This is a genomic window from Aeromonas sp. s1(2024) (assembly GCF_040908005.1).
GTDB classification, from domain to species: domain Bacteria; phylum Pseudomonadota; class Gammaproteobacteria; order Enterobacterales; family Aeromonadaceae; genus Aeromonas; species Aeromonas caviae.
On the sequence record NZ_JBFOCW010000068.1, the window covers coordinates 1 to 25,332 of the forward strand.

Below are 25,332 nucleotides of genomic sequence, written 5' to 3' on the forward strand. Positions count from 1 at the left end.
AGGCTCCCTTTTTTCATGGGCGGGCAGGTACTCTGCGGCTAGAACCAGAAGCCGATGATGAAGGAGCCCGCCAGGGTCAGCATGACGTTGGCCACCGCATAGGTGCCGGCGTAGCCGAGCGCCGGGATGGAGCTGTTGGCCGCCTCGTTCACCACGTCCATGGCCGGGGCGCAGGTACGGGCCCCGGTGATGGCGCCGAGCAGCAGGGCCGGGTTCATTTTCAGCACCCAGACACCGAACAGGTAGCCTACCAGCACCGGCAAGGTGGTCACCAGCATGCCGGAGAAGAGCACCACCATCCCCACTTCGCTCAGGTGATCGAGGATGCCGCCCCCGGCCTTGAGGCCGGTACTCACCATGAAGACGGCGAGTCCGAGATCCTTGGCAAGGCGCAGGGCGCCTGGTGGCACATAGCCCACCGTGGGGTGGTTGGCACGCAGGTAGCCCATCAGGATCCCCGCCAGCAGCAGACCGACGGCATTGCCGAGGCCGAACTCTATCTGGCCGAACACCAGGGAGACGGAGCCGATGAGCAGGCCCAGCACGAAGAAGGTGGCGAAAGCCACCAGATCCGTGGTCTGGCTGTGGATGCTGATGAAGCCTATCTTGTTGGCCAGCAGCTTGACCCGCTGCTTCTCGCCGCTGATCTGCAGCACGTCGCCCTTTTGCAGCATGATGTTGCGATCGAACGGCATCTCTATCTGGGAGCGCACCACCCGGTTGAGGAAGCATCCCTTCTCGGTGAGGTTGAGCTCCACCAGATGGCGACCCACCACGGCATCATTCTTCACCACGATCTCTTCGGTGACGATCTGCAGGTCAAGGAGGTTGCGATCGAACACCTCCTTGCCGTTGCGGTAGTTGACGTCGAGCTTCTCGTGGCTCTCGGGGTAGCCCACCAGGGCGATCTCGTCCCCTTCCTGAATGACGGCGTCACCATCGGGGCTGGCCAGAATGCCGTTGCGGCGAATGCGCTCCACATAGCAGCCTGTGTGGGGATAGATGCCGGTTTCGCGCAGGGTACGACCGCCGATCCAGGCGGCGAGCTCCGGGCCGACCCGATAGGCGCGGATGATGGGCAGATAGGTCTTGCGGCTCTCGCTGTCGGAGAGCCCCCGCTCGCGGGCGATCTTCTGGGCCTCGGTGTTGAGATCCAGCCTAGCCAGGGAAGGAAGGTAGCGCACCACCAGCATCAGGCCCACCAGGCCCACCAAGTAGGTCAGGGCGTAGCCTATCCCCATGTTGTCGAGCACCGACTGCATGTCGGTCTGGTGGGGCAGGTTGAGCAATCCGCTTCGCAGGGCGTCCTGGGCCCCCACCAGGGCCGGCGTGGAGGTGAGGGAACCTGCCAGAATGCCGGCGGCCATGCCGGGCCCCAGATTGAAGAACTTGGCGAGCCCCACGGTCAGCAGCAGGGCCGACAGCAGGATCACCAGGGTCAGGGTGATGTAGTGGATGCCGTCGCGAAGGAAGACGCTGAAAAAGTGCGGCCCCGCTTCAATCCCCACGCAGAAGATGAACAGCATGAAGCCGACGTTTTCAGTGGAGGTGGAAAACTGGAATCCCATCTGGCCAAACAGCAGGGCGGTGAAGAGCACGCCTATGGTGTTGCCTATCTGGAAGTTGCCGATGCGTACCTTGCCCAGCAGCAGCCCGAAGGCCAGTACCACGAACAGCAGCAGGGAGTCGCTTTGATGTAGCAATGTCACGAAATCTATGGTCATGCCCGGAAAAACCGAGGAAAAAAGTGGGGCCGATATTGTGCCGGATCCTGTATCAAGAAAGAAGCGCCAAAGCGGATTAACAGCCAGTTAAGTGCTGGTCTCTTCGGTGAAGATAGGGATGCGAGGGGGGGCTGGGGAAAACACCTCTATTTTACGCTGCAAGGCCCGCTGTCAATGAGTGAAATATGCTGTCGAGCCGGGAGGGGATGACACTCCTGTGGACAATTTATTACCTGCTGCATGGGGAGCAAACGGGCACGTTTTTCAGCATTTTCCACTGAGGAAATTGAAGGGTTACAAAAGAGACTTATGACTCATCCGGCGAGGGCTGACCCGCAGGATGCGGCATAGCGAAAAAAAATCACCCACAGGCAGCACCGCGAGTCAATTCATCCCATTTAGGGGGGAAGGGAAAAACAGCAGAAAATGGGGAAGAGGGGAGGCGGCCAGCGCAAACCGGGGACAATGGCTGCCAACCCAGATGAACCGTGGCTTTGGTCAAGTTACCCACAGAAACTGTGGATAACCCTGTTCATGAAACTTGGCGATCAGGCTGAAAGCCGCGCCAATACTGGGCTGCAAGGACTGTTCAAAAAATACCTGCAATTAATTGTTTCTATAAAAATCAAATAGTTATGCGCAGCAGAACAAAACGCTGCTGGTCAGTATCGGGAGATCAAAAAGGAGTCAGGCCGCAGGGAAGGGCTTGTGCATTAAAATTGGAAGAGGAAAGCACTAAAGTGGATAACTTGCACCGAGATGGTGAGGAATTGGCTCCCCCGACTGGACTTGAACCAGTGACATACGGATTAACAGTCCGCCGTTCTACCGACTGAACTACGGGGGAACATCAGGCAAGGAGGTGCATCATACAGAGGTCGTATTTCGGGGTCAATAGCCATCAGGGAGGGTGAGCGGATACCCAGCTCCTTCAACTCGGGGTACACTGCACCCTTGCCGTTTTTTGCCGGGAGTCGTCATGAGCAAGTTATTCCAGTTGGCCAGCCAGTTTCAACCCGCCGGGGATCAGCCGAGGGCCATCGCCCAGCTGCTCGATGGCATCGAGTCGGGACTGGCCCACCAGACCCTGCTCGGGGTGACCGGTTCGGGCAAGACCTTTACCATGGCCAACGTCATCGCGACCCTCAATCGCCCCACCATGATCCTGGCGCCCAACAAGACCCTGGCGGCCCAGCTCTATGGGGAGATGAAGGAGTTCTTCCCCGACAACGCGGTGGAGTATTTCGTCTCTTATTACGATTACTACCAGCCCGAAGCCTATGTGCCGACCACGGACACCTTCATCGAGAAGGATGCCTCCATCAACGATCACATCGAGCAGATGCGGCTGTCAGCCACCAAGGCGCTGCTGGAGCGGCGCGACGTGGTGATCGTCGCCTCGGTGTCGGCCATCTATGGTCTGGGGGATCCCCAGGCCTACCTCAGCATGATGCTGCACCTCAAAGTGGGAGACGTGATCAATCAGCGGGATATCCTGCGCCGCCTCGCCGAACTGCAGTACACCCGCAACGACATGGCCTTCCAGCGCGGCACCTTCCGGGTGCGGGGGGAGGTGATCGACATCTACCCCGCCGAATCGGACAAGCTGGCCCTGCGGGTGGAGCTGTTTGATGAAGAGGTAGAACGCCTCTCCCTGTTCGATCCCCTGACCGGTGCCATCGAGCAGACGGTGGTGCGCTACACCATCTACCCCAAGACCCACTACGCCACCCCGCGGGAAACCATTCTGGGTGCCATCGAGCACATCAAGGAGGAACTCAAGGGGCGGCGCGAGCAGCTGATGAGCCTCAACAAGCTGGTGGAGGAGCAGCGCATCAGCCAGCGCACCCAGTTCGACATGGAGATGATGCAGGAGCTGGGTTACTGCTCCGGTATCGAGAACTACAGCCGCTACCTCTCCGGTCGCGCGCCGGGTGAGCCGCCGCCCACCCTGTTTGACTACCTGCCGGGGGACGGCCTGCTCATCATCGACGAATCCCACGTCACGGTGCCGCAGATCGGCGCCATGTTCAAAGGGGACAGATCCCGCAAGGAGACCCTGGTGGAGTACGGCTTCCGGCTTCCCTCGGCGCTGGACAACCGGCCCCTCAAGTTCGACGAGTTCGAGGCGCTGATGCCCCAGACGGTGTTCGTCTCGGCGACCCCGGGCCCCTACGAGCTGGAAAAGTCCGGCGGTGACGTGGTGCAGCAGGTGGTGCGTCCCACCGGCCTGCTCGATCCCGAGGTGGAAGTGCGGCCGGTCAGCACCCAGGTGGACGATCTGCTCTCCGAGATCCGCAAGCGGGTCGCCGTGGAGGAGCGGGTGCTGGTCACGACACTGACCAAGCGGATGGCGGAGGACTTGACCGAATACCTGGCAGATCACGAGGTACGGGTGCGCTATCTGCACTCGGACATTGATACCGTGGAGCGGGTGGAGATCATCCGCGACCTGCGCCTTGGCAAGTTCGATGTCCTGGTGGGCATCAACCTGCTGCGCGAAGGCCTCGACATGCCGGAAGTCTCCCTGGTGGCCATTCTGGATGCGGATAAAGAGGGCTTCCTGCGCTCCACCCGCTCCCTCATTCAGACCATCGGCCGGGCGGCACGTAACCTCAACGGCAAGGTGATCCTTTACGGCGATACCATCACCAACTCCATGAAGGTCGCGATTGAAGAGACCGAGCGGCGCCGCGCCCTGCAACACGCCCACAACCTGGAACACGGCATCGTGCCGAAGGGGCTCAACAAGGCCATCGGCGATGTGATGGACATGGGGGGCAGCCGCACGGCGGGCAAGGCCGGCAAGGGGAGTCGCAAGGCTGCCGAACCGCAAGGGGAGTACCATGCCCGCTCTGCCAGCGAGATCAGCAAGGAGATCAAGCGGATGGAAGAGCAAATGTTCCAGCATGCGCGGGATCTGGAGTTCGAACAGGCGGCGGCGCTGCGGGATCAGATCCAGCGGCTGCGCGGCGAGCTGATCGAGTCATGAGCGCCAGACGCTGGCTCATCTGGCGGCGTTTGCGCCGCCTCTATCAGGGCTTTCGCCACCCAGGCACACCCTGGTGGGCGAAGGGGCTGGTGATCCTTATCCTGCTCTATGGCATCAGCCCGGTGGACGTTGTCCCCGATGTGGTGCCTCTCCTTGGCTGGCTCGACGACGCGACCCTGTTGCTGCTCCTCTTGTGGGGCTGGGAGAAATGCCTGCCCGGCGAGGTGCTGGCCGCTCTGGACAAGGCCGAGTGAGCAGAAGCCTACGTTCAGGGAAAGGGGAAAAGAAGGGGGGACTGAATGACTCCCTTCATGGGATTCGAAAAAGGGGACCATGGGGAGATTGTGAGCCAGGTCTCATTGGCGTAGACTCCACGCCGTTCACTTCATGGGTACCAAAAAATGGATCTGATCCTCTTTGCCATCGACTTTATTCTGCACGTTGACGTGCATCTGAAAGAGCTGTTCGAGAACTATGGCGTCTGGGTATACGCCATCCTGTTTCTCATCATCTTCTGTGAAACCGGGCTGGTGGTGACTCCCTTCCTGCCGGGGGACTCCCTGTTGTTTGCTGCAGGTGCCCTCACCGTGGGCAGCGTGTTGGACGTGCACACCCTAGCCGCCGTGCTGATCATCGCCGCGGTGCTCGGCAACGTGGTGAACTACACCATAGGCCACTTCTTCGGTGAGCAGCTGTTTCGCAACCCCGATTCCAAAATCTTTCGCCGGGACTATCTGGTCAAGACCCATGCCTTCTATGCCAAGCATGGCGGCAAGACCATCATCATCACCCGCTTCCTGCCCATAGTGCGCACCTTCGCCCCCTTCGTGGCGGGCATGGGGGCCATGACCTATCCCCGCTTCCTGGCGTTCAACCTGGTGGGGGGGCTCTTGTGGGTGCTCTCCTTCGTCTATGCCGGCCACTTCTTTGGCAATCTGCCGGTAGTGCGCCACAACTTTACCCTGCTCATCTTCGGCATCATCGCGGTCTCCTTGTTGCCCATGGTGATCGGCATGGTGAAGGCCAGGAGAAGTGCCAGCAAGGCTACCTCCGAAGGCGCGTGACATCGCCGTGCACGACATGAAAGAAGGGAGCCGATGGCTCCCTTCTTGTTGGTAGGCCGAGTGGCAGGTCGCTGCTGCGCCCTTTGACCCGCTTGTGGCCTGTTACGATGATGCACACCCGCAGGCAGCCACTTCATTGGCAGAACAGGGAGAAGGAGATCCGGCCCTCTGGGCATGGGGTCGTGAGGCGATAAAGAGGAAATAAAAAGGGAGCCATGGGCTCCCTTCTTAGGGTCGAGTGACGAACTAGTTGCAGCAGCGCCCTTTTATCAGGTTGCCAGCAGCCACGATGACGAACACCAGCAGATAGGCGGCAAAGATGACCACGAGCCACTGCGGCATGGAGAAACCGAGGAACTGCCAGCTGATCTCGCTGCAGTCGCCGTCCGGGTAGAACATCCAGGGAACCCACTTATCCAGTGGTGCCCAGGCAGGGAAGTCAACAAATCCCTCGCATACGTTGAAGGGGGAGGGGTTCATCTGGTAATCCACATGCTTGAGCGCCAGTTTCAGGCCCCAGAAGGCGCTGTAACCCCACAGGAGCATGGCACTCCAGCGCAGGTACCAGCGCTCTGGCGCGACCATGCCGAGGAGGCCGGCCGTGAGTACGCCGAGGAGGGCGATACGTTCATAAATGCACATCACGCAAGGGTGCAAACCCAACACGTGCTGGAAGAAGAGGGCGCAGAGTTCCAGCGCGAAAGCGGAGGCTGCCAGCAATCCCCAGGCCAGACGATGACTGGCAATGCGGCGAAGATACTCGATCATCTGATTGATCTCTCATAGAAAAATAGTGGCTGAATTAGAGCAGAGCCCCATCTGAAAAGAAAGGGGCCGAACAGCCCCTTTCATGATCAGTGTGTGGACGGGGTGGGCAGTGGCAGTGCCCCATGATCCAGCAACCATCCTGCCTGATAGAACCATTCGGTTGCAGGACCGAGGAGCAGTTCCACGGAGAAAAAGCCGACAAGCCCCAGCACCAGGGTATAGGGCAGCGCCATCCAGACCATGCGGCCATAAGAGAGGCGCAGCAGGGGAGCGAGGGCCGAGGTGAGCATGAACAGGAATGCGGCCTGGCCATTGGGGGTGGCGACCGACGGCAGGTTGGTGCCGGTGTTGATGGCCACGGCCAGCAGATCAAAATGCTCGCGGCTGATGGCGCCGTTGATCAGGGCGGTCTTCACCTCGTTGATGTAGACGGTGCCGACGAAGACGTTGTCACTGACCATGGAGAGCAGACCGTTTGCCAGGTAGAAGAGGGCAAGCTGATCCTCCGGCTTGGCCGCCAGTACCCACTGGATCACCGGCTTGAACAGCTGTTGATCGATGATGACCGCCACCACGCTGAAAAAGACGGTGAGCAGGGCGGTGAACGGCAAAGCCTCCTGGAATGCCTTGCCAAGCGCGTGTTCTTCAGTCACGCCGGTGAACGCCGTCGCGAGCACGATGACCGTCAGGCCGATCAGCCCAACTGCAGCCAGATGGAGGGCAAGACCCGTGATAAGCCAGGTGGCAATCAGCGCCTGGACGATCAGCTTGGCCTTGTCCTGCGGGGTACGTTGTGCGTCTTCGTCTCGCTCGTAGGATTCCATGATGTGACGCACGGGCTCGGGCAAGCGGGCGCCATAACCGAACCAGCGGAATTTTTCGACCAGGATGCAGGTCAGCAGGCCACAGATGAAGACCGGGATGGTGACTGGCGCCATGCGAATGGCAAATTCACCGAAGTGCCACCCCGCCTGTTCACCGATGATGAGGTTCTGGGGTTCGCCGACCAGGGTGCAGACGCCCCCCAGGGCGGTACCGATGGCGGCGTGCATCATCAGGCTGCGCAGGAAGGCACGAAATTCGTTCAGATGCTGGCGGGAGAGCTCGTCAATCTCTTCGTCATCATGATGCAGATTGCCGGACTCATCCCGGGAGGCCACCTTGTGGTAGATAGCGTAGAAGCCGGTTGCGACGCTGATGACCACGGCGATCACGGTCAGGGCATCAAGGAACGCGGAGAGGAATGCAGACACCAGGCAGAAGGCGAGAGAAAGCAACGTTTTGGAGTGGATGCGCACCAGCATCTTGGTAAAGACGTAGAGCAGCAACTGCTTCATGAAGTAGATGCCGGCCACCATGAAGACCAGCAGCAGAAGCACTTCGATATTGGCCACCAGCTCATGTTTTATCTGGTTGGCGGAGGTCATGCCGATGAGCACGGCTTCGATGGCCAGGAGTCCGCCCGGTTGCAGCGGATAGCACTTGAGGGCCATGGCCAGGGTGAAAATAAACTCGACAACCAGCAGCCAGCCGGCCAGGAAGGGATCAACGTAGAAAATGATCGGGTTGATCAGCAGGAATAGAACGATGGCAATTTTGTACCATCGCGGAGCATTGCCCAAAAAGTTCTTTGTAAACGCGCGCCCTAGGCTGATTGGCATAATGATGGTTCTCTGTTCTGTTGTTGATATCTGCGTCTATGCAGTCGAGCCCGACCCGAGCCGAACATCCGGATATTCACCTGTATCAGATTGATTGCACATGATTTTAATCAAGGGAGCGATAACTATAAATAAGGTCGCTGAACTTGCCCAGCGAGCAAACGCTTATATTCCCATCATTTGGTGTTGGTTGACTCCTCACTTGTCGCCGCATACATATTTTTAACAAAAAGATCGGGGTAATGTGAGCAGAGGACCGACCTTCTGCTTGCCAGCATGACCGGCTTTGCTATTATTCGGGGGCCTTTTTACGCACTACAACAGAGTCATTACATGGTCATTAAAGCGCAAAGCCCTGCCGGGTTTGCCGAGGAATACATCATCGAGTCCATCTGGAACAATCGCTTTCCTCCTGGATCCATTCTACCGGCGGAGCGCGAGCTGTCCGAATTGATCGGCGTGACTCGCACTACCTTGCGTGAAGTGTTGCAGCGCCTTGCCCGTGATGGCTGGCTCACCATCCAGCATGGCAAACCGACCAAGGTCAACAATTTCTGGGAAACCTCCGGTCTCAACATTCTGGAGACACTGGCACGTCTCGATCAGGACAAGGTGCCGGATCTGGTGGCACAGCTGCTCTCCGCCCGGACCAACATCTGCACCATCTTCATCCGTGGCGCCATTCGCAACAACCCGGAACAGGCCGCCGAGATCTTGCGGGGTGCCGATGATGTGGAGAACACGGCCGAGGCCTATGCGGACTTCGACTACCGTTTGCATCACCAGCTTTCATTTGCCTCGGGCAACCCCATCTATGCCTTGATTCTCAACGGTTTCAAGGGCTTATATAGCCGGGTTGGCCGCTACTACTTCTCGGACAAACAGGCGCGGGAAACCGCAGATGCCTACTACAAGACGCTGCGCAAGCTGGCCGAAACTAAGGATCACGAAGCCGTGTTCATGACGGTACGCCAGTACGGCATCGAGTCTGGCAAGCTTTGGACCCGTCTGCGTCAGGACATGCCAAGCAACCTGTGTGACAACTGATTGCCCTGATCCAAGAAAAACGCGCCTGATGGCGCGTTTTTTTATGCCCGGCACTGACGTCAGGTCATGCTCTTGCGGTCCGGACAACGGCCGATGATATCTGCGGATAGCTCGCCATTGTCCTGCTCCAGCACCACATCGAAGCCCCACAGCTGATGCAGATGCTTGAGCACCTCGTGGCGTGACTCGCCAAGGGGGATGCGGTTGTGGGGAACATAGCGCAGGGTCAGGGAGCGATCGCCTTTCACTGCCACGTTGTAGACCTGAATGTTGGGCTCCAGGTTGCTCAGGTTGTATTGAGCGGACAGGGTGCTACGCACCAGTCGGTAGCCCTCTTCATTGTGAATGGCGGACACCTTGAGGTGGTTCTTCAGATCGTCGTCATCGATGGCAAAGAGCTTCATGTCGCGCATCACCTTGGGACTGAGGAACTGGCTGATGAAGCTTTCGTCCTTGAAGTTCTGCATGGCGAAATGCAATGTCTCGACCCAGTTGGTGCCAGCGTAATCGGGGAACCAGTATCTGTCCTCCTCGGTCGGGTGTTCGCAGATGCGACGCAGGTCCGTGAACATGGCAAAGCCAAGGGCGTAGGGGTTGATCCCCGAGTAATACCGGCTGTTGTAGGGGGGCTGATAGACCACGTTGGTGTGGCTGTGCAGTACCTCCAGCATGAAGCGATCGCTGATTTTTCCCTCGTCATAGAGGTGGTTGAGAATGGTGTAGTGCCAGAAGGTGGCCCAGCCCTCGTTCATCACCTGCGTCTGCTTCTGCGGGTAGAAGTACTGACTGATCTTGCGCACGATACGCACCACCTCGCGCTGCCAGGGCTCGAGCAGGGGGGCATTCTTTTCGATGAAATAGAGGATGTTCTCCTGAGGCTCGGCAGGATAGCGCCTGTCTTCCACCCCGGCAATCTTGTGCTGCTTGGGCAGGGTACGCCACAGCTCATTGACCTGGGTTTGCAGATAATCTTCCCGCGCCTTCTGGCGCCGTTTCTCCTCGGCCAGAGAAATCTTCTGGGGCCGCTTGTAACGATCCACCCCGAAGTTCATCAGGGCATGGCAGGAGTCAAGCAGTTTCTCCACCGCATCGATGCCGTGTTTTTCCTCGCACTCGGTGATGTAGTTCTTGGCAAACAACAGGTAGTCGATGATGGAGGAGGCATCGGTCCAGGCCTTGAACAGATAGTTGTTCTTGAAGAAGGAGTTGTGACCATAGCAGGCGTGGGCCATGACCAGCGCCTGCATCGGCATGGTGTTCTCTTCCATCAGATAGGCGATGCAGGGGTCCGAGTTGATGACGATCTCGTAGGCGAGTCCCATCTGGCCGCGCTTGTAGTTGCGTTCGGTGTGGATAAAGCGCTTGCCGAATGACCAGTGTTGATAACCGATGGGCATGCCGACACTGGAGTAGGCATCCATCATCTGCTCTGCAGTGATCACCTCGATCTGGTTGGGATAGGTGTCGAGCCGATAGAATTTGGCGACCCGGGCTATCTCCTGGTGATAAAGCTCCAGCAGATCGAAGTTCCAGTCAGGACCATCGTCCAGCGGCGCTATCTTTCTTGCGGTTTCTACCATATGTGATCCCTCAAGCCGCTTGCTTCTTGAACAATTCCCGGAACACCGGATAAATGTCCTCGACCTTGCGAATGTGCTCCATGGCGAAGTGGGCGTATTGCTCTGCCACCGCCTCATATTCGTGCCACAGGGTCTGGTGGGCGCGGGTAGTGATCTCGATGTAGGAGTAGTAACGCACCCGCGGCATGATGTCGCGCATCAGGATCTCCCTGCACTGGGGTGAGTCATCGGCCCAGTTGTCACCATCAGAGGCCTGCGCCGCATAGATGTTCCACTGGTTGGCGGGATAACGTTCGTTGATGATGTCGTTCATCATCTTGAGCGCACTGGAGACGATGGTGCCGCCGGTCTCCTGGGAGTAGAAGAACTCGTGCTCGTCCACCTCCTTGGCCTGGGTGTGGTGGCGGATGTAGACCACCTCGACATTCTTGTAAGTCCGGCTCAGGAATAGATAAAGCAGGATATAGAAACGCTTGGCCATCTCCTTGGTAGCCTGATCCATGGAACCGGAGACGTCCATCAGGCAGAACATCACCGCCTGGCTCGAGGGGACGGGCCGTTTGACAAAGTTGTTGAATTTGAGGTCGAAGGTGTCGATAAAGGGGACCGCATCGATCCGTCGTTTCAGCTCCCTGATCTCTTTTTCAAGTTGCGCCATTTCGGCGAAATGGTCGTTGGGCTCGCAAGCCAGCTGGGCCAGGCGCTCCTCCAGTTCACGCAACTGACGTTTCTTGCCTGCCTGCAGCGCCATGCGCCGCGCCAGCGAATTTTGCAGGGAGCGCACCACGTTGATGTTGGCAGGCACCCCGTTGGAGGTGTAGCCGGCCCGATAGGTCTTCATCTCCATCAGCTGGTTGAGCTGGGTCTTTTGCAGCCGCGGCAGCTCCAGATCCTCGAACAGCAAGTCCAGGTACTCGTCCTTGGAGATCTGGAAGACGAAATCATCGACTCCCTCTCCTTGATCCGAAGCCTGGCCCTCGCCACTCCCTTGGCCGCCGCCACCCCCTTTGGGCCGGTCAATCTTGTCACCAGATACGAACTGGTCGTTGCCTGGATGCACCATCTCCCGTTTGCCGCCATGACCCTGATGAAAATGGGGTTCCCCGATGTCCTTGGTCGGGATGCTGATGCTCTCACCCTTGTCCACGTCCTGAATGCTGCGCTTGGAGACAGCATCCGAGACCGCTTGTTTTATCTGCTTCTTGTAGCGGCGGATGAAGCGCTGCCGATTGACAGCGCTTTTGTTTTTGCCGTTGAGCCTGCGGTCGATAAAATGCGCCATAACTCCCCCTTGAACACGGCAGGGTCAGGATGACTTGCGTACCCTGAGATACCACTCGGAGAGCAGCCGCACCTGTTTACGTGTGTAGCCTTTCTCCATCATCCGTTCGACAAAGTTATCGTGCTTCTTCTGCTCCTCAGCCGAGGTTTTGCTGTTGAAGGAGATAACCGGCAGCAGCTCTTCCGTGTTGGAGAACATCTTCTTCTCGATCACGGTGCGCAGCTTCTCGTAACTGGTCCAGTTGGGGTTACGGCCTGCATTGTTGGCCCGGGCACGCAGCACGAAGTTGACGATTTCGTTGCGGAAATCTTTCGGGTTGCTGATCCCGGCAGGTTTTTCAATTTTCTCCAGCTCGCTGTTGAGAGACGCTCTGTCAAACAGCTGGCCGGTTTCTGGGTCACGATACTCCTGATCCTGGATCCAGAAGTCGGCGTAGGTGACGTAGCGATCGAAGATGTTCTGACCGTACTCTGAATACGACTCGAGGTAGGCGGTCTGGATCTCCTTGCCGATGAACTCGACGTAGCGCGGAGTCAGGTAACCCTTGATGAACTCCAGATAGCGATCGTGCAGCTCTTGCGGGAACTGCTCGCGCTCTATCTGCTGCTCCAGCACATAGAAGAGGTGCACCGGGTTGGCTGCCACTTCCGCGTGGTCGAAGTTGAAGACACGGGAGAGGATCTTGAACGCGAAACGGGTGGAAAGGCCGTTCATGCCCTCGTCAACCCCCGCATAATCCCGGTACTCCTGATAGCTTTTCGCTTTGGGATCCGTGTCTTTGAGACTCTCGCCGTCATAGACTCGCATCTTGGAATAGAGGCTGGAGTTTTCCGGCTCCTTGAGCCGCGACAGCACCGAGAACTGGCCCAGCAACTCCAGAGTACCCGGTGCGCATTTGGCCTCGGTCAGCTCGCTGTTGAACAGCAGTTTTTCATAGATCTTCACCTCTTCCGAGACGCGCAGGCAGTAGGGCACCTTGACGATGTAAACACGGTCGAGGAAGGCTTCGTTGTTCTTGTTGTTGCGGAACTGCTGCCACTCGGATTCGTTGGAGTGGGCCAGCAGGATGCCGTCGAAGGGGAGGGCGGAGAGCCCTTCGGTACCGTTGTAGTTCCCCTCTTGCGTCGCCGTCAGCAGCGGGTGCAGCACCTTGATGGGGGCCTTGAACATCTCGACGAACTCCATCATCCCCTGGTTTGCCTTGCATAGCGCACCGGAGTAGGAGTAAGCATCGGCATCATCCTGGGCGAAGTGTTCCAGCATGCGGATATCGACCTTGCCGACCAGGGAGGAGATGTCCTGGTTGTTGTCGTCCCCCGGTTCGGTTTTGGCGATGGCGATCTGATCGAGGATGGAGGGGTTCACCTTCTCCACCTTGAACTTGGTGATGTCGCCGCCAAACTCGTGAAGGCGCTTGGCGACCCAGGGAGACATGATGGGGCGCAGATAACGGCGAGGGATGCCGTACTCCTTCTCGAGGATTTCGCCATCTTCGTCGATGTCAAACAGGCAGAAGGGGTGATCATTCACTGGTGAGCCCTTGATGCGATAGATGGGCACTTTTTGCATCAGGGATTTGAGTTTCTCTGCCAGCGAGGATTTACCGCCGCCAACCGGTCCGAGCAGATAGAGGATCTGTTTCTTCTCTTCCAGACCCTGAGCGGAATGTTTGAGATAGGAGACAATCTGTTCGATGGCTTCTTCCATGCCATAGAAGTCTTTGAAAGCGGGATAACGTGCGACGACGCGGTTGGAAAAGAGACGGCTGAGACGTGGATTGGTCGAGGTGTCGATCATTTCCGGCTCGCCGATGGCGGTCAGCAGACGTTCGGCGGCAGAGGCGTAGCAGGATTTGTCCTGTTTGCACATATCCAGAAACTCCTGGATGCTGTACTCCTCCTCTCTGGCCTTCTCATACCGCTGTTGATAGTGCTCGAAGATGCCCATAACTTAGCCCTCGTTATAGTCGCTTGCCCTGAAAAAGAGTGGATCACTACTTTTGTTCTGTTTACCTCTTAAGCCTAGTCAACAGCCCCCAGTAATCCATCGCCATCATTGGTTTAAGTTTGTGCGGGAGCTTCCCGATCCTCGTGCGGGAAGAAGCAGTAAGTGACATACCTATGTTACTGACTGTTAAATTATTTTTGCCACGACAGTGATGCAAATGTCAAAGACATAAAAAATAAATCTTTGTGTGCCAGAGGGAGAAAATGGTGACGCTCTGTTTTGTCAGGGGGCGGTGCCAGCAAGGGCAAGGGCGGCAGGGAATAGAGGGTAAAAAGACGTGTCGCTTACGTTAACGTAACGTTATTTGTTTGATGCTTTTGCTCTAATTTTTACATTGACGCTACATTCTGGCTGCTCTAGATTGGCCCTGTGTCGAGCAGTCATCGCTTTAGCAAGAGAGTGGGTGATTGTGCAGATACTAAGCTCTGTTTAAGCACGTTTCCGTTGGCTTGACCCTCGCATCCGCGAGGGTCTTATTTTTTCAGCGCCTGAACGGCGCCAAACCTGCAAGCTCAGGATTCGGCGGGATAGAGGGCTGACACCACCGCCAGCACCTCGGCGAAGGGATGGTCCGCCAACTGGCCAAAACCGGCCAGATCCCTGGCCTTGAGACGGGTCGTCAGCGGGGTGGCGATGCCACACAGGAAACGGGTCAGGATCCTGGGATGGCGCTGATGGCACAGGGCGATCAGCGGATCGCACCAGGCGCGCAAACCGTGCTCGTTGGGCAAGCCCGGTGATGCAAGCGGCGGCAACACGGCGATCTCTCCCCGGCAGACGGAACAGTGCCCGCACCGCTCGGGGGCCGCGTCGTCGGCAAAATAGCGGGCAAGCTCATGGCTGAGGCAGGTGGTCGAGGTGAAAAAGGCCAGCAGCGCCTGAAGGCGGGCCAGTTCGCTCTGCTCTTTCTTTTCAAACAATCCATGCAGCTCTTCGGCCAGGGTCGCGGTATCGATTTGCTGGCTCAGCACCCGATAGACCTCGGTCATCTGCTTGCTTTCAAGCTCGATCCAACCCTGCTGCTGCAGGTAGTCCAGCGCCGTCGCGGCGCGCTGGCGTTCCCCCTGGTATCCCTGCCACAGCGCTTCGAAGTCCATGGTGCACCAGGTGCGCGCCTGGGGTGCGCAGGCAAAGACCTGCTCCAGGAACTGGCGGCGTTCGGAATTGAAACGAGCGAGGATCGCCTGTTTTTCCAGTACGAACCTGAAGCGGTACTCGGCAAAGTAGCTGTAGGCCGGTGCAATGACCCCCGCCATCTCCAGATAGACCAGCAGGGTCTTGAGGGGCAGTTGGCGAATGTTGGTCTCGTTGGAGAGGCGCAGCAGGCTGAATTCCCACTCAGCGCCGCTCTGGCGCACGATATCGAGCAAGTGCGCGATGGCGTCCCTGTCCGGCGTATCCCCATAGACGAAGTTTTCCAGTACCGGCAACTGGGCGCGGCTCGCCAGCACGGTGCAGCGGGAGGGAAGCCCGTCACGTCCGGCGCGGCCTATCTCCTGACTGTAGTTCTCGATGGACTTGGGCAGGTCGTAGTGAATGACCCGGCGAATGTCGGCCTTGTCGATGCCCATGCCAAAGGCGATGGTGGCCACGATGCAGTCGAGTCTGCCAGCCATGAAGTCATGCTGGATCTGGCTGCGCAGGGCGGGATCGAGCCCCGCATGGTAGGCGCATGCCCGGATGCCGCTGGCCTGTAGCTGCGCGGCGCACTGCTCTGCGCTGTGTTGCAGAGTCACGTAGACGATGGTGGGGGCGGCCGGATCCCGGTGCAGCTCCTCGCGCAGCCAGGTATCGCGGGCACTGCCGGCCAGCGGGAGGACGGCCAGATCCAGATTGGGTCTGTAGAAACCGGTGACCACCAGATCGTCCCGGTCGATGGCAAATTTTGCCTGCATGTCCGCCATGACGGCCGGGGTGGCGGTGGCGGTCAGCAACAGCACCTGGGGGATGGCCAGTTCACGGCGATGATCCGGCAGCTTGAGGTAGTCGGGGCGAAAGTTGTGGCCCCACTCCGAGATGCAGTGGGCCTCGTCCACCACCAGCAGTGACAGGGGGATGTGGGCGATGAAGCGGCGAAAGCGCTCATTTTTGAGGCGCTCCACCGAAATCATCAGGATCTTGAGCTGGCCATCGCTGGCCTGCTGCATCACGCGCCGGCTCTCTTCCGCTGTCTGGCTGGAGTCCAGAGTGGCGGCGGCGATCCCCTTGCTGCGCAAAAAGGCGAGCTGATCGTGCATCAGGGCCAGCAGGGGAGAGATGACCAGGGTCAGGTGGGGCAGTGCGAGGGCGGGCAATTGATAACAGAGGGATTTCCCCGCGCCAGTCGGGAAGATGGCTGCGGCGCTCTTGCCGGCCAGCAGACGACTGATCACCGCTTCCTGCCCGGGCCGCAAGCGATCAAAGCCGAAGTGTCGGGTCAATAAAGAGGTGATCATGGCAAGGCTCCCTGAAAAAGGGCGTCATCATATCACTTCTGGCCCAGTGGTGGCCGATGATCGGACTGGTTTGGTGACATTTTGACCGTGGTTGATATTGTGTTATCACATTGTTGTAGATTTTTTGTGAGGTAACCCTGATATTTTTCAGTGATTATGTGGAAAAAAACCATGGCAGATGGGATATTCTTGTCCGCAACCCCACGCGAACGGGACAGATCCACCAGAAGAGCTGCCCACGGCGTCACCGTCAACGGACCGGTGCCAATGCGCGGGGCTGGTTGCCAACAGGACTAATGATTCACGCACCATGAGTGCACAGGGACTACTTGATGACACAACAACACCCCCTCATTCGACTGGTCAACAGCACCAGTCTGGTTAGCCAGATCCTAGTCGGTCTGGTATTCGGTATCCTTCTTGCGATGTTCATGCCCGAGTGGGCCAAGGCGGCGGGTCTGCTCGGCAGCCTGTTCGTCGGTGCCCTGAAGGCCGTGGCGCCGCTGCTGGTCTTCGTGCTGGTGATGTCGGCGATCATCGGCCACAAGCAGGGTCAGAAGACCAACATGAAACCGATCCTGCTGCTCTATGTGCTGGGTACCTTCCTGGCGGCTGCCGTGGCAGTGGTGGCGAGCTTCCTCTTCCCCTCCAACCTGCATCTGGTGGCAGGCGCTACCGAGATCACGCCGCCGGGGGGCATCACGGAAGTGCTGCAGACCCTGCTGTTCAACGTGGTGACCAACCCGGTGAAAGCACTGCTGGAAGCCAACTATATCGGCATCCTGGCCTGGGCCATCGGCCTTGGTATCGCCATGCGTCACGCCAATGAGAGCACCAAATCACTGATTTCCGATGTGTCTCACGGGGTTTCCGCCATCGTCAAGGCCGTGATCCGTTGCGCTCCGCTCGGCATCCTGGGCCTGGTTGCCTCCACCCTGGCTGAAACCGGCTTCGATGCGCTGTTTGGCTATGCCCAGCTGCTGGTGGTACTGATCGGCTGCATGCTGTTCATCGCCTTCGTGGTCAATCCGCTCATCGTCTTCTGGAAGATCAAGCGCAACCCCTATCCCCTGGTGCTGACCTGCCTGAAAGAGAGCGGTGTGACCGCCTTCTTCACCCGCAGCTCCGCCGCCAACATTCCGGTCAACATGGCCCTGGCCGAGAGGCTGCGCCTGCCGGAAGACACCTATGCGGTCTCCATCCCGCTGGGTGCCACCATCAACATGGCCGGCGCCGCCATCACCATTACCGTGCTCTCCATGGCGGCGGTGCATACCCTGGGGATGGAAGTGGACATGGCAACCGCCATTCTGCTCTCCGTCGTCGCCACCATCAGTGCCTGTGGCGCCTCCGGTGTGGCGGGCGGCTCCCTGCTGCTGATCCCGCTGGCGTGCAGCCTGTTCGGTATCAGCAACGACATCGCCATGCAGGTGGTGGCCGTTGGCTTCATCATCGGGGTGTTGCAGGATTCCGCCGAAACGGCCCTCAACAGCTCCACCGACGTGCTGTTCACTGCGGCGGCCTGCATGGCCGAGGATGAGAGCCTGCTGGATGCCGCCCCGGTCCCCAGCCGCGAAGCTTGATCCCCTCAGACTTTCCGCTCTGCACAGGCGCCCTCTTCGGAGGGCGCTTTTTATTTGCGCGCGCGTCAGGCGCCCTGCACCTTCTCGCCGTGTCATGGCACTGACAGTGCTCGGATCCCCCTGTGTGATTTCTCGGGAGGGGCCCGTTGGCTGCCTTACGTGTTCTCGCCACCGCCAACAAGCCATTCCCTGTACAAACGTGCCCGGCGCTGCATTCGCCGGGCATATCGGGCTGATTGTGCTGTCAGCATGGCGGCGTGTGACATCCCCTCTGGTGACCGAAGGGGTCATCTGCTCTTCGGACGCTGTACGGGAAGCCCGGTCAAGGCCCTCTCGGCGGTTTGCCTGCGCCCTGTAGCCGGTACTTTCCCTGAGTACCTTGAAGAAAGGCTCCATTGGGTGGGGGTGTCGGCTCTCTGGGCTAAACCCCGAAGAGCGGGCGTTCCTGGTAAGGACAAGGGCTCTGGTGTTCTGTCTGGCAAGGCCGATGGCGCGCAGCAGATGACGGGATAACACAGTACGTCTTGGTCGTGTGTCATTGGGGAAGGAATATGAGCGGCAAGCTGTCACCAAGGGGAAAGAGAGTGGGTGAAAGGGCTGTCTCTGATTTGAGGGCAGGGGGCTCTGATCATCTGAGCCCAGTACCTTATGATCACAACGAACTCAGCCCGGCAGAGGAGATCTGCCGGGCTGTGGGAGGCGCCGGGCCAGATGCTGGCCCGACGGTATCGCAGGAAGGCTTAGCCGACCAGTTGATAAAGGATGGCGGAGATGGCGATAAGGCCCATGGTCGCCACGAAGACGTTGCTGATCTGACCCTGGTATTTCGCCATGGCCGGGACGCGCTTGATGGCGTACATGGGCATGAGGAACAGGATGGTGGCGATGATGGGGCCACCCAGGGATTCGATCATCCCGAGGATGGAGGGGTTGATCACGGCCACGCCCCACAGGGTCAGGATGAAGAAGGCGATGATGAACAGCTCCACTTTCTTGTGGTTCGGTGCCTTGCCGGAGCTGCGCATGTTCTGGACGATCATCCCTTTCAGACCTTCACGGGCACCCAGATAGTGGCCGAAGAAGGAGGAGACGATGGCCACGAAGGCAACCAGCGGACCGAAGTAGGAGATGATGGGGCTCGCATGCTGGTTGGCCAGGTAGGAGAGCACGGCGATGTTCTGGGACTTGGCTTCTGCCAGCTGGGCCGGCGTCAGGCTCATCACGCAGGAGAAGACGAAGAACATCACGAAGCCCAGCAGAATGATGGCGGTGCGCTTGAGGATGGCGTCGGACTTGGCGACGGCATGCTCACCGTGATCACGGCGCTGAGCCAGGGCGAAGCTGGAGATGGCCGGGCTGTGGTTGAAGGAGAACACCAGCACCGGGATGGTCAGCCACAGGGTGGTGGCGAAATCCTTGGTGCTCGGCATTTCATTCAGGGCCGCACCGGTCCAGTCCGGGATCAGGTACAGGGAGATGCCCGCCAGAATGGCGATGAGCGGATAGACCAGGAACTCGGTCACTTTCAGCATCAGCTTCTCGCCAGCCAGCATCACGGACATCATGGCCATGATGAGCACGATGGAGAGGATCCAGCGCGGGGGCGGCGTCATCTGCAACTGGTTGACCAGGAAGCTTTCCACCGTGTTGGTGATGCCCACGCCGTAGATCAGCACGATGGGGTAGATGGCAAAGAAGTAGAGCAGGGTGATCAATTTACCGGCACCCACGCCGAAGTGCTCTTCCACCACCTGGGTGATGTCGGCATTGGGCTGCTTGGAGGAGAGCACGAAGCGCGCCAGACCACGGTGTGCCAGGTAGGTCATGGGGCCGACCAGCAGCGCCATCACTACCAGCGGCCAGAAGCCACCCATGCCGGCGTTGATGGGCAGGAACAGGATACCTGCACCGACGGCGGTACCGAACAGGCTGATCACCCAGGTGGTGTCTTGTTTACTCCAACCGCGAGATTGGACCGAGCTGATTCCTTGCTCCTGTGCGGCTGCAACATCCTGTGCGCCAGTGACAGTATTGGACATGTGTCTCACCCCGAATGTGTGGTTTTAATTAGTCGGCGCAAGAATACTTTCTTTTTAATCAAAAATGTTGATCAAATTCACCTTTGTGCGGCTAAAACCCGTACTTTCTTGTAGAAATGTGATCAAAAGAATAAAAAATCAAAATTTATTTATCAAATGCAGTGTTATTTGAATGTTAACTGGATAATTTCCCACCTCATCATGTTGTCGAAATGTTATGTCGAGATGTGTTGGGCAAGCTGGCGGATCATGCTGGCAGTGGCCCCCCAGATGAAAGATTGCTCCCAAGGGATCCAATAGATGGTGTGACGTCCGTCCGCCCTTGGCAGGCTCAGGGCTATGTGCTGCCCCGGATCCAGCACGTGGGCGAGGGGGACTTCGAAGGCCTGGGCCACCTCGTCCTGGCTCAGGGTCAGCCCGTAGCCTGGGTCGAGCATGGCGAGGACCGGCAGCACATCGTAGCGTGAGACGGTATTGAGAGGGGTGAGGCTGCCGATGATCCGGATCTGGGAGGGGGGAATGCCAAGCTCCTCCTCGGTTTCCCTGAGCGCGGTGTGAATGAGGTCCCGGTCTTCCGGGTCCTGGCGCCCGCCGGGAAAGCTGATCTGCCCCGGGTGGTGGCGCAGGGCGGCGCTGCGGCGCGTCAGCAGCAGGTGCAGGCCCTCGGGGCGCTCCACCAGGGGGATCAACACGGCGGCAGGTTTGAGCCCGGCCAGTGCCAGGCGATGGGCGGGGGCGGGGCGCTGCAGCAAAAAGCGGGTCAGCAGCTCGGCACTCGTCATCTCCATGGGTCTCCTTGTGTCGGCCCCGCAGGGCCGGATGGGGTCAAAGGGCATCGAGCAGTGGCAGGATGCGGGCCACCTTGTCGTAGGTCTCCTGATATTCGGCGTCGGGATCGGAGTCGGCGATGATGCCGCCCCCCGCCCAGCAGTGCAGCTGACCGGCTTCGGCGATCAGGGTACGGATGCAGATGCTGGTATCCATCCTTCCGTGCTGACTCAGATAACCGATGCTGCCGCAGTAGGCATTGCGCCGCACCGGTTCCAGCTCCTCGATGATCTCCATCGCCCGGATCTTGGGAGCCCCTGTGATGGAGCCGCCGGGGAAGCAGGCCCGCAGCAGATCCACTTCTTGCCAGCGCGCATCCAGTTCTCCGTGAATGGTGGAAACCAGATGATGCACCGCCGGGAAGGATTCCACGGCAAAGAGGTGCGGGACCGTGACCGACCCCGGCCGGCTCACCCGGCCGATGTCGTTGCGCAGCAGATCGACGATCATCAGGTTCTCCGATCTGTCCTTGTCGGCGCTGGCGAGCGACTCGGCCACCCTGGCATCCTGGGCGGGATCAGGGTGGCGAGGCCGGGTGCCCTTGATGGGCTTGGTCTCGATATGGCGCTTGTCGAGCAGCAGGAAACGCTCCGGGGAGAGGCTCAGAATGGCGCTGTGCGGCAGGCGGACAAAGGCGGAGAACGGCGCCTTGTTGGCGGCGCTCAGGGCGAGATAGGCGGACCATTCATCCCCCTGATAAGGGGCGCTGAAGCGCTGGGTCAGGTTGATCTGGTAACAATCCCCCGCCGCCAGATAGGCCTGGATACGGGCAAACTTGTCTCCGTATTCGGCCCGCGTCATGTTGCTCTGCCAGGGGCCGGTCAGGCGAAGGGGGAGGGGGGGTCGTTCGCGCTGCGCCATCAGCCAGTCGAGCCTGCGGGCGAGGCCGGCTTCATCACCCCAGTGGGCCAGTTGCCAGTGTCCCGTCGCGACATTTCGCAGCAGCGCCCAGTCGTAGATCCCGACCGCCATGTCGGGCACCTGGATGTCCTGTTGCGCCACTGCGGGCAGACGCTCGAATCGTCGGCCCAGATCGTAGCCAAAGAGTCCCAGGGCTCCCCCGATAAACGGCAATCCCGAGTCATCCTCAACGCGCTCCCCAAGCAGGGCTTGCTGGGTCTTGGCGAGCAGGGCGAGGGGATCGCCGTCATGATGGTGCTGGTGGTTATCCTGGGTGAGGCAGGTGCTGGTACCCCGGGTTTCCAGGGTGGCAAGCGGATCGGCGCTGATGATGTCAAAACCGTTGTCAGCCCCCAGGGGGCCGGCGGATTCCAGCAGGATGGCCCAGGGTTGGTGTTGCAGGCAGGCAAACCAGGTGTGGAGCGAGGCCTGCGGGTCGAAATGGTGGATATGCAGTCTTGGTTTCATTTTTTGTTACATAGGCAACAGTTTGCGCCCGGCTCCCTAGCCGGTTCGGGTGGTCAAGCGTATCATGGCCGCCGGCATTTTTAAGAAAAACACCGTTATAAAAACACGCCGCAGTCTGCCGGCTCCAGGTGCATTTGCCACCTGCCGAAGGCCCGGCTCATATGGAAGCCCTTGCTCGCGCAAGCGATAACAAGGACCAGTGAGGATGATATGAGCATCATTAGAAAACAGGACTTTATCGATTCCATTGCTGACGCCCTGCAGTACATCTCCTTCTACCACCCCCTCGATTTCGTGCAGGCCGCCAAGGCCGCCTATGACCGCGAGATCAACCCGGCCGCCAAAGATGCCCTGGCCCAGATTCTGATCAACTCCCGCATGTCTGCCGAAGGTCATCGCCCGCTCTGTCAGGACACCGGTATCGTCACCTGCTTCGTCAAGATCGGCATGCAGGTACAGTGGGACAGCGACATGACGGTCCAGGAGATGGTGGATGAGGGCACCCGCCGCGCCTATACCAATCCGGACAACCCGCTGCGCGCCTCCGTGCTGGCGGATCCGGCCGGCAGCCGCAAGAACACCAAAGACAATGCCCCCGCTGTCGTGCACATCGACATGATCCCGGGCAACAAGGTGGAAGTGAGTATCGCGGCCAAGGGCGGCGGCTCCGAAAACAAATCGAAGATGGTGATGCTCAATCCCTCCGACGACATCGTGGAGTGGGTGCTCAAGACGGTGCCGACCATGGGGGCTGGCTGGTGCCCGCCCGGCATGCTCGGCATCGGCATCGGCGGCACCGCCGAGAAGGCGGCGGTGCTCGCCAAGGAAGCTCTGATGGAGCACATAGACATCCAGGAGCTGATTGCCCGTGGTCCCGAGACCACCGAAGAGAAGCTGAGGGTCGAGCTCTATGACAAGGTCAATAAGCTCGGGATCGGTGCCCAGGGGCTGGGCGGCCTGACCACGGTGCTGGATGTGAAGGTGAAATCCGCACCGACCCACGCCGCCTCCAAGCCCGTGGTGATGATCCCCAACTGCGCCGCCACCCGTCACGTGCATTTCGAACTCGATGGCTCCGGCCCGGCGGAGCTGACACCCCCCAGGCTGGAAGACTGGCCGGAGATCACCCGTGAGTCCGGTGGCAATGTGCGCCGGGTCAACGTGGATGGCATCACCAAGGCAGAGCTTGCCAGCTGGAAGAGCGGTGATACCGTGCTGCTCTCCGGCAAGATCCTGACCGGCCGCGACGCCGCCCACAAGCGCATCGCCGACATGCTGAAAAAAGGTGAAGGACTGCCGGAAGGGGTCGATTTCACCAACCGCTTCATCTATTACGTGGGCCCGGTCGATGCGGTGCGTGACGAGGTGGTCGGCCCGGCTGGCCCCACCACGTCCACCCGGATGGACAAATTCACCGACATGATGCTGGGAGAAACCGGCCTTATCGGCATGATCGGCAAGTCCGAGCGCGGCCCCAAGACGGTCGAGAGCATCAAGCAGCACCAGGCTGTCTACCTGATGGCGGTGGGCGGCGCCGCCTATCTGGTAGCGAAAGCCATCAAGAAGGCGCGCGTGGTGGCCTTTGCCGATCTGGGGATGGAGGCCATCTACGAGTTCGAGGTGGAAGACATGCCGGTCACCGTGGCGGTCGACTCCCAGGGCAACAACATCCACGAGACCGGCCCGGCCTACTGGTCCGCCAAAATTGCCGAGCTGGAGACCAAGCTGGCTTGATCAATCGGACTTCGATGCAAACGGAGGGCGATTAGCCCCCGTACAGCAGCATGTTGAAAGGCGACCCTCGGGTCGCCTTTTTTTGCGGGCCCCATTTGACGGTCTGGGCCTGAGCAAATTTACTGCTGCTGTGCTGCTGTGCTGCTGTGCTGCTGTGCTGCTGTGCTGCTGTGCTGCTGTGCTGCTGTGCTGCTTTGTCTTTGTCTTTGTCGCCATGGCATCCCGGGTCGGAAGCCTGGATAACCCGGTGGGCAATGCCGGCGCATTGGCTGTCACGCCGAAGGGGCGATCAGTGGTTCAGGTAGATATCCTGGCCGCCGTAGCTCAGTGCCCCACCCAGAGGGGTTGCGGGCTCGAAGAAGCGGGTCAGGACACCGGCACGCTGGCCCAGGGTGCTCAATGTGCTCCGGTCCAGGGCGACCTGTTCGGGCAGCCAGGTCAGCACGGCGGCGCAGTGACCATTGATCAGGCTCTGCTCCAGCAGGCGCTGCCAATTCTTGATCTTGGGGGCGTGCACGACAAGCACCCTGGCAGGATTGATCCCTCTGGCCTGCAATTGCGCGGCGGCGGGCAGACCGGGCGGGGCGACGAGCAGGATCCAGCCACTGTCAGACTGACTCAGTTGCCCCAGGGCATCCAGCAGCGGCGCTTCCTGATGGAGAGGGCCGCGCCGCTGCTCTTGTCCCATCTTGCTCTGATGGCGAGTGGGCCAGGTGGTGATCAGACCGGCAGAGGAGGAGGGGGGGCAAAGATTCAGGGGCTGGCTCATATGTCGTTCCTGTATGAATAACCATGCTGTATGCGCATACAGTAGTTCTGTTCGCAAGGAGTGACAAGTCATTTGTGGCTAAAAGTGTGAGCCGATTAACAGGAGATGAGTTTAACTACATGATTAAAAAGGATATTTATATCTTCCTTATACAGGGTGTTTTTTAACCTGTAGACAAACTTCGGGTCGGCGCTCATGGTTATACAGTCCTGTATAGGGAGAGGAGGGAGCGAGATGGACGTTAGTACCTTGCAACGACTGGATGCGAACATTCTGCTCGGGATCATCAACGAGAAGCTGCGGCTGGAGTGTGATGGTCTGGAAGAGCTGCTGGCTTACTACGACATGACAGAAGATCAGCTGGCTACACGTCTGCAACAGATCGGGTATCACTACGACCCTATGAGCAATCAGTTCAAGGCACATGGTTAATTGAAATCAAAGGGTGCTC

The 25,332-nt window shown here is 59.0% G+C and carries 18 protein-coding genes and 1 tRNA gene; 7 read left to right on the forward strand and 12 right to left on the reverse strand.

The features are described 5' to 3' along the window. Nucleotides 1-38 precede the first annotated feature (38 nt). Together AB5Y70_RS16480 and AB5Y70_RS16485 are read right to left on the reverse strand one after the other, a co-directional pair. Nucleotides 39-1,724, reverse strand: a complete 1,686-nt coding sequence (locus tag AB5Y70_RS16480) for an aspartate:alanine antiporter (RefSeq protein ID WP_029314601.1) — start codon at nt 1,722-1,724, stop codon at nt 39-41. Nucleotides 1,725-2,495: 771 nt separating this feature from the next. Beyond that, a tRNA-Asn gene (locus AB5Y70_RS16485) sits at nt 2,496-2,571 on the reverse strand. Nucleotides 2,572-2,703: 132 nt separating this feature from the next. Between AB5Y70_RS16485 and uvrB the strand changes: the two genes are divergently transcribed. From uvrB to AB5Y70_RS16500, 3 genes are all read left to right on the forward strand, one after another. Further along, a complete protein-coding gene (gene uvrB, locus AB5Y70_RS16490) occupies nt 2,704-4,716 on the forward strand; it encodes an excinuclease ABC subunit UvrB (RefSeq protein WP_010674911.1) in 2,013 nt (670 codons plus the stop codon). Next, nucleotides 4,713-4,970, forward strand: coding sequence for a DUF1232 domain-containing protein (locus AB5Y70_RS16495; RefSeq protein ID WP_010674910.1), 258 nt, complete (start codon nt 4,713-4,715; stop codon nt 4,968-4,970). Before uvrB ends, AB5Y70_RS16495 begins: the two co-directional genes overlap by 4 nt. A gap of 147 nt (nt 4,971-5,117) precedes the next feature. After that, nucleotides 5,118-5,780: a DedA family protein gene (locus AB5Y70_RS16500; RefSeq protein WP_010674909.1), complete on the forward strand. Its 663-nt coding sequence runs from the start codon at nt 5,118-5,120 to the stop codon at nt 5,778-5,780. A gap of 246 nt (nt 5,781-6,026) precedes the next feature. Here AB5Y70_RS16500 and dsbB read toward each other — a convergent pair whose 3' ends face one another. Together dsbB and nhaB are read right to left on the reverse strand one after the other, a co-directional pair. Continuing rightward, a complete protein-coding gene (gene dsbB / locus AB5Y70_RS16505; RefSeq protein WP_010674908.1) occupies nt 6,027-6,548 on the reverse strand; it encodes a disulfide bond formation protein DsbB in 522 nt (173 codons plus the stop codon). 86 nt (nt 6,549-6,634) lie between these two features. Continuing rightward, on the reverse strand, nt 6,635-8,209 hold the full coding sequence (gene nhaB, locus AB5Y70_RS16510; protein ID WP_010674907.1) for a Na(+)/H(+) antiporter NhaB: 1,575 nt from the start codon (nt 8,207-8,209) through the stop codon (nt 6,635-6,637). A 333-nt stretch (nt 8,210-8,542) separates the two neighbouring features. Here nhaB and fadR point away from each other — a divergent pair, with 333 nt between their 5' ends. Next, nucleotides 8,543-9,256 carry a fatty acid metabolism transcriptional regulator FadR gene (gene fadR, locus AB5Y70_RS16515; protein ID WP_010674906.1) on the forward strand — a complete coding sequence of 238 codons (714 nt, stop codon included), beginning with the start codon at nt 8,543-8,545 and terminating at the stop codon, nt 9,254-9,256. Nucleotides 9,257-9,315: 59 nt separating this feature from the next. Here fadR and AB5Y70_RS16520 read toward each other — a convergent pair whose 3' ends face one another. From AB5Y70_RS16520 to AB5Y70_RS16535, 4 genes are all read right to left on the reverse strand, one after another. Then, complete coding sequence (locus tag AB5Y70_RS16520; RefSeq protein WP_010674905.1) at nt 9,316-10,836, reverse strand: SpoVR family protein; 1,521 nt, start codon at nt 10,834-10,836, stop codon at nt 9,316-9,318. 10 nt (nt 10,837-10,846) lie between these two features. Beyond that, nucleotides 10,847-12,118 (reverse strand): YeaH/YhbH family protein, encoded by a 1,272-nt coding sequence (locus tag AB5Y70_RS16525; RefSeq protein ID WP_010674904.1) that lies wholly within the window; start codon nt 12,116-12,118, stop codon nt 10,847-10,849. 24 nt (nt 12,119-12,142) lie between these two features. Next, the gene (locus tag AB5Y70_RS16530; protein WP_010674903.1) at nt 12,143-14,065 is read right to left on the reverse strand and encodes a PrkA family serine protein kinase; all 1,923 of its coding nucleotides are present in this window, start codon (nt 14,063-14,065) and stop codon (nt 12,143-12,145) included. A 572-nt stretch (nt 14,066-14,637) separates the two neighbouring features. Then, the gene (locus AB5Y70_RS16535) at nt 14,638-16,560 is read right to left on the reverse strand and encodes an ATP-dependent DNA helicase RecQ (protein WP_114523010.1); all 1,923 of its coding nucleotides are present in this window, start codon (nt 16,558-16,560) and stop codon (nt 14,638-14,640) included. A gap of 332 nt (nt 16,561-16,892) precedes the next feature. Here AB5Y70_RS16535 and sstT point away from each other — a divergent pair, with 332 nt between their 5' ends. Further along, the gene (gene sstT, locus AB5Y70_RS16540) at nt 16,893-18,143 is read left to right on the forward strand and encodes a serine/threonine transporter SstT (protein WP_010674901.1); all 1,251 of its coding nucleotides are present in this window, start codon (nt 16,893-16,895) and stop codon (nt 18,141-18,143) included. A 740-nt stretch (nt 18,144-18,883) separates the two neighbouring features. Here the strand turns inward: sstT and AB5Y70_RS16545 are convergent. The 3 genes from AB5Y70_RS16545 to pabB all read right to left on the reverse strand — a co-directional run bounded on the left by AB5Y70_RS16545 (nt 18,884) and on the right by pabB (nt 22,291). Further along, nucleotides 18,884-20,182 (reverse strand): serine/threonine transporter, encoded by a 1,299-nt coding sequence (locus AB5Y70_RS16545; RefSeq protein ID WP_029314600.1) that lies wholly within the window; start codon nt 20,180-20,182, stop codon nt 18,884-18,886. A gap of 215 nt (nt 20,183-20,397) precedes the next feature. Continuing rightward, nucleotides 20,398-20,964, reverse strand: a complete 567-nt coding sequence (locus AB5Y70_RS16550) for a CoA pyrophosphatase (RefSeq protein WP_029314598.1) — start codon at nt 20,962-20,964, stop codon at nt 20,398-20,400. A 43-nt stretch (nt 20,965-21,007) separates the two neighbouring features. Beyond that, nucleotides 21,008-22,291 carry an aminodeoxychorismate synthase component I gene (gene pabB, locus AB5Y70_RS16555; protein ID WP_041201622.1) on the reverse strand — a complete coding sequence of 428 codons (1,284 nt, stop codon included), beginning with the start codon at nt 22,289-22,291 and terminating at the stop codon, nt 21,008-21,010. 297 nt (nt 22,292-22,588) lie between these two features. Here pabB and AB5Y70_RS16560 point away from each other — a divergent pair, with 297 nt between their 5' ends. After that, entirely contained in the window at nt 22,589-24,112 is a 1,524-nt protein-coding gene (locus AB5Y70_RS16560; protein ID WP_010674897.1) for a fumarate hydratase, read from the forward strand. A 289-nt stretch (nt 24,113-24,401) separates the two neighbouring features. Here AB5Y70_RS16560 and AB5Y70_RS16565 read toward each other — a convergent pair whose 3' ends face one another. After that, nucleotides 24,402-24,881: a cell division inhibitor gene (locus tag AB5Y70_RS16565; RefSeq protein ID WP_010674896.1), complete on the reverse strand. Its 480-nt coding sequence runs from the start codon at nt 24,879-24,881 to the stop codon at nt 24,402-24,404. A gap of 234 nt (nt 24,882-25,115) precedes the next feature. Between AB5Y70_RS16565 and AB5Y70_RS16570 the strand changes: the two genes are divergently transcribed. Then, on the forward strand, nt 25,116-25,313 hold the full coding sequence (locus AB5Y70_RS16570) for a DUF4250 domain-containing protein (protein ID WP_005323525.1): 198 nt from the start codon (nt 25,116-25,118) through the stop codon (nt 25,311-25,313). Nucleotides 25,314-25,332 lie beyond the last annotated feature (19 nt).

Bases quoted from the DNA above. Each gene is read 5' to 3' on its own strand.
- AB5Y70_RS16480 (WP_029314601.1), bottom strand. From the start codon at position 1,724: ATGACCATAGATTTCGTGACATTGCTACATCAAAGCGACTCCCTGCTG.
- uvrB (WP_010674911.1), top strand. From the start codon at position 2,704: ATGAGCAAGTTATTCCAGTTGGCCAGCCAGTTTCAACCCGCCGGGGAT.
- AB5Y70_RS16495 (WP_010674910.1), top strand. From the start codon at position 4,713: ATGAGCGCCAGACGCTGGCTCATCTGGCGGCGTTTGCGCCGCCTCTAT.
- AB5Y70_RS16500 (WP_010674909.1), top strand. From the start codon at position 5,118: ATGGATCTGATCCTCTTTGCCATCGACTTTATTCTGCACGTTGACGTG.
- dsbB (WP_010674908.1), bottom strand. From the start codon at position 6,548: ATGATCGAGTATCTTCGCCGCATTGCCAGTCATCGTCTGGCCTGGGGA.
- nhaB (WP_010674907.1), bottom strand. From the start codon at position 8,209: ATGCCAATCAGCCTAGGGCGCGCGTTTACAAAGAACTTTTTGGGCAAT.
- fadR (WP_010674906.1), top strand. From the start codon at position 8,543: ATGGTCATTAAAGCGCAAAGCCCTGCCGGGTTTGCCGAGGAATACATC.
- AB5Y70_RS16520 (WP_010674905.1), bottom strand. From the start codon at position 10,836: ATGGTAGAAACCGCAAGAAAGATAGCGCCGCTGGACGATGGTCCTGAC.
- AB5Y70_RS16525 (WP_010674904.1), bottom strand. From the start codon at position 12,118: ATGGCGCATTTTATCGACCGCAGGCTCAACGGCAAAAACAAAAGCGCT.
- AB5Y70_RS16530 (WP_010674903.1), bottom strand. From the start codon at position 14,065: ATGGGCATCTTCGAGCACTATCAACAGCGGTATGAGAAGGCCAGAGAG.
- AB5Y70_RS16535 (WP_114523010.1), bottom strand. From the start codon at position 16,560: ATGATCACCTCTTTATTGACCCGACACTTCGGCTTTGATCGCTTGCGG.
- sstT (WP_010674901.1), top strand. From the start codon at position 16,893: ATGACACAACAACACCCCCTCATTCGACTGGTCAACAGCACCAGTCTG.
- AB5Y70_RS16545 (WP_029314600.1), bottom strand. From the start codon at position 20,182: ATGTCCAATACTGTCACTGGCGCACAGGATGTTGCAGCCGCACAGGAG.
- AB5Y70_RS16550 (WP_029314598.1), bottom strand. From the start codon at position 20,964: ATGACGAGTGCCGAGCTGCTGACCCGCTTTTTGCTGCAGCGCCCCGCC.
- AB5Y70_RS16560 (WP_010674897.1), top strand. From the start codon at position 22,589: ATGAGCATCATTAGAAAACAGGACTTTATCGATTCCATTGCTGACGCC.
- AB5Y70_RS16565 (WP_010674896.1), bottom strand. From the start codon at position 24,881: ATGAGCCAGCCCCTGAATCTTTGCCCCCCCTCCTCCTCTGCCGGTCTG.
- AB5Y70_RS16570 (WP_005323525.1), top strand. From the start codon at position 25,116: ATGGACGTTAGTACCTTGCAACGACTGGATGCGAACATTCTGCTCGGG.